The 3,060-nt window shown below is 64.2% G+C and carries 3 protein-coding genes and 1 pseudogene; all 4 read right to left on the bottom strand.

The window, feature by feature from the left end; genetic code table 11:
* Positions 1 to 92: 92 nt before the first annotated feature.
* Positions 93 to 293: pseudogene (locus ABZ070_RS36390) on the bottom strand (IS5/IS1182 family transposase); the annotation flags it as partial.
* Between the two features lie 192 nt (positions 294 to 485).
* Positions 486 to 1,592, bottom strand: a complete 1,107-nt coding sequence (locus ABZ070_RS36385) for a glycosyltransferase (RefSeq protein WP_356640373.1) — start codon at positions 1,590 to 1,592, stop codon at positions 486 to 488.
* A 223-nt stretch (positions 1,593 to 1,815) separates the two neighbouring features.
* Entirely contained in the window at positions 1,816 to 2,607 is a 792-nt protein-coding gene (locus ABZ070_RS36380; protein WP_356640375.1) for an IS3 family transposase, read from the bottom strand.
* A 167-nt stretch (positions 2,608 to 2,774) separates the two neighbouring features.
* Positions 2,775 to 3,060, bottom strand: a 286-nt coding sequence (locus ABZ070_RS36375) for a transposase (protein ID WP_356640371.1), incomplete at its 5' end; no start/stop codon positions are given.

Here is a 3,060-nt window from a genome sequence, read left to right as displayed (position 1 = left end):
ACATGATCAACCTGCGTGCTTCAACCCCCACCACACACAGACCAACGACCCAGGTCAGCCGCCGTCACCGCTAATCACGCACGAGGTCGTTAGGCGAATGTCTCATCCTTGCGCAGATGCGCGAGCGTCAGGAGGACCTGCTTGAAGTCAACCCCGCTTCCGCCACGGCGAACGCAGTTCATGCCTTCGCGTAGAGATGAGCCACGAGACATGCTCGTACGGGACGTCGAGCAGGGAAGGATACGGGACCAACAGCGCCCCTCGGTTGCCGGCGTGATGAGTGGTATCGCCACACCAACGACGAGGGGCCCTGTCCTGTCACACCCACACTGACCAGGCCATTTCACCCTCCCACGGGGGATGAAAGAGGTTCAGTGAGTCTTGTTCCATTATTAGGTGTGTCGCCGCACCGCCTGGTTTCTGGCGTCCGCGGTGAAGTGGCGCATCCCTTGAAGCACTGATGGCCTGCAGGAGTGTGCTCGGGCCTATCGCTTGCTCCGCTTCCTCGCGGGCTTTGTCCGTCCGCGTCTGGCGCCTGCCGGCCCGAGGACGGCAGTGAGGCGTTGAGCGGCATACTCGCGGTTGGCTAGGGTCTGCTGGCGGTATTTCTCAGGTAGGCCGGGCATGGCGAGGAGCCGGTCGCATGCCCGGAGAGAGCCGGTCCAATCCCCTGTCCAGTAGGCGGTGATGGACAACTCAAACAACAGCCCCCACTTGTATACCCAGGGGTTGACGAACAGCAGGTCATCTGGCACGGGGCGGCCGAGTCCAGCGACCACGAAGGCGTGCGCGGTGTGGTAGTGGCCCATGGTGCGCAGTCGCGATGAGAGTTCGTAGCAGGCTTCAAGACGAGCGGGGCGGTATTCCCATGCCCGTACCAGGGCATCCATGCCGGCGGGCCAGTCTCCGTCGCGTGCTTTGAGGATGCCGACCTGGAGCAGGGAATAGTAGACCTCTTCCGCCCAGCCGCCCATCTGCGCCCGGCGCTCGTAGAGCGCGATGGCCTCCTGGACCCTGTCTAGGTCACGCATGGTCTGGGCGAGGTAGAAGGCGGTGCGGGGGTTGTGGGGGTCCCGTTCGAGTTCCGCGCTGAGCAGGCGTGCGTCGCGTTCGAACTTGTCGTGGCGCGATCCTCCATCAGCGTGGTCGACGATCACCAGGGCGTCGAGGTTCGCTTGGTCGGCGGGCTCGTCAGTAGTGATGTACTCGTGGGTGACGCCTTCATAACGCCAGGCGATGTCGCCCCTGACTAGTCTCTTGATACGGTACTCAAGATCGCCCTCATGCCGCAGCATGTAGGAAGCGGCCGTCAGCGGCGGAAGGGAAGCATCCTGGCGGATCTCCAGGTCGGCATCGAGCAGCAGCAGATAGTCGGCCTTGCCGCGGGCGTGAGCAATGTTCAGGGTCCGGTTGTGTCCAAAATTGACCCAGGGTTCTTCGTGGAGTTCGCCAGGGATGCCTTTGAGCGCCCCACGGATCAGTTCCTGCGTGCCGTCCGTGGATCCAGTGTCCGAAATTACCCACGTGGTAATCAGGCCGCGCACGGATGCCAGGCAGCGTTCAATCACGCCGGACTCGTTCTTGACGATCATGCACAAGCAGACGGACCGATCCACGTTATCCCCTTTACCGCGCGGCTGTGCGCGCGACCCTAGCGGCCTTACACTCCCTGGCACCCGAGACACCGGCCAGGCACGCCGACGCCTCGCTCCTTCGGACGACCCGTGCCTGGCTCTTCCGCGTCCTGCTTCCTGGGGCAGCGATCATCATGGTGAACGAGATCGACTACTCCCGCGGGCCGGAGAAGACCTGGGTCTACGGAGGCCTGCGCATCCGTGACGGCCAGCGGGTCACTATGACCGCTTCCTCTCGCAACAGCCGTTTTCTACCAGCAGTTCCTCCAACTGCTCGAAGAGGCCAATCCCATCGGGGACATCTACGTCGTGACCCACAGTCCCTCCTCGCACAACAGCGTCTCCACCCGCAACTGGCTCGAGAGTCCCCGAATTCAGCACGTCTGCCTCGCGCTCGTCCGACTAGCCTTTCCTGCCTTTGAGTGTTTCTCTTTTGAAGGTCGCGTTGAACGACTCGGCGGCGGCGTTGTCCGCGCTGGATCCGGTCGCGCTCATGCTCTGGCGACTCCCTGCTGACCTGCATGCTTCGGCGAATGCCCGACTCGTGTATTGAGAGCCGTGATCGGCGTGGATCACCGCTCGACCGGGCTTCCCCGAGTCTGCCCGGCCGCCGCCAGGACATCGGTGACCAGTTCGGTACGCATGTGATCGGCGATCGCCCACCCGGCCAGGCGGCCTGAGCACAGGTCGAGGACGATCGCGAGGCAGCAGAACTTCCCGGCATGTAGGTGATGTCGCCGACGTACTTCGCATTCACTTCGGATGCGGTGAAGTCACTGCTTACCAGGTCTGGTGCTTTCACCGCTGCCGGGTCCGCGACGGTGGTGCGGTGCCGGCGCCGCAGACGAAGGCCCTCGAGTCCGATGGCCTTCATGATCCTCGCAACGCGCTTGTGATTGACCACCAGACCGCCCTCGTCGCGGAGTTCGGCCGCGATCCTGGGGGCGCCGTAGGTGCCGTCGGATTCCTGAATAGATCCTGCGCATTCCAGGCGGCAAGCTCTGCCTCGGCCGACTGCCGGGCCGTCCGCGCGGCCGCGGTGCGACGCCGATAGTAGAAGCTCGAGCGGGACATCCCGAGGATGTCGCAGACCGCTTCACGCCGAACAGGCGCGGTGATCGTCAACGAACTGGCCGCGGTTCACCAGCACGTCTCCCCTGCGAAATACCAGGCTGCCTTGCGCAGGATGTCGCGTTCTTCCTCCAGCTCCCAGAGCCTGTTCCGGGCCGCGGCCGGCCCCGCTTCAACGCCGTCGCCACCAGACCTCACCGCGTGCGGCGACGCGGAGTGGGAACCGGAACATCGTCCGCCGGCGGCCCGGATCCAGTTCCGGACTGTCCCAGTGTTCACCCCGAGATCGATGGCGACCGACTTGATCGCCGCTCCCGCCCGGAACCGGAACAACGCGACCGCCTCCGCCTTGAAC

It is taken from the genome of Streptomyces sp. NPDC006283, assembly GCF_040613325.1.
GTDB lineage: Bacteria > Actinomycetota > Actinomycetes > Streptomycetales > Streptomycetaceae > Streptomyces.
The sequence above is the reverse complement of the archived record's forward strand: the minus strand, read 5'-3'. Positions and strand labels throughout refer to the sequence as shown.

Excerpts from the sequence above, each read along its gene's own strand:
- ABZ070_RS36385 (WP_356640373.1), bottom strand. The coding sequence starts at position 1,592 with ATGATCGTCAAGAACGAGTCCGGCGTGATTGAACGCTGCCTGGCATCC.